The following is a 578-nucleotide window of genomic DNA, read 5'->3' as shown; positions in this document are numbered from 1 at the left end:
AAATTAAAAAATGTATCAGAAGCTTGTAGGATTATGGGCTACAGTCGTGATAGTTTTTATCGTTTTCAAGAATTATATGAAACAGGAGGCGAATTAGCACTTCAAGAAATAAGTCGAAGCAAACCCATTATTAAAAATCGTGTTGAACCCTACATTGAGCAAAAAGTAGTAAGCATTGCTACAGATAATCCATCTCTAGGTCAGCAAAGAGTGAGTAATGAATTGCGTAAAGAAGGCATTGTACTTTCTCCTGGAGGAGTTCGTTCGATTTGGCTTCGTAATGATTTAGAGACCTTTAAAAAGCGATTAAAAGCCTTAGAGACAAAAGTAGCAAAAGAAGGTTTGATTCTTACTGAATCACAAGTCGTAGCCATTGAAAAAGCTAAAGAAGAAAAAGAAGCTCACGGAGAAATAGAAACCGCTCATCCAGGTTATTTGGGAGCACAAGACACCTATTATGTTGGCACAATTAAAGGAGTAGGAAGAATTTACCAACAAACTTTCATAGACACTTATTCTAAAGTTGCTTTTGCAAAACTATACGACCAAAAAAATTCACTCGTAGCAGCAGATATGCT

1 protein-coding gene is annotated in these 578 nt (G+C 36.0%); it reads left to right on the top strand.

Going from position 1 to position 578, the window contains the following annotated elements; translation table 11 throughout:
* The coding region (locus tag B0A78_RS13115) for a helix-turn-helix domain-containing protein (protein ID WP_133065794.1) at positions 1-578 on the top strand (578 nt) is incomplete at both ends.

Source organism: Flavobacterium columnare NBRC 100251 = ATCC 23463 (assembly GCF_002530675.1).
Classification (GTDB): domain Bacteria; phylum Bacteroidota; class Bacteroidia; order Flavobacteriales; family Flavobacteriaceae; genus Flavobacterium; species Flavobacterium columnare.
This window is presented reverse-complemented; position numbering and strand designations above follow the sequence as displayed.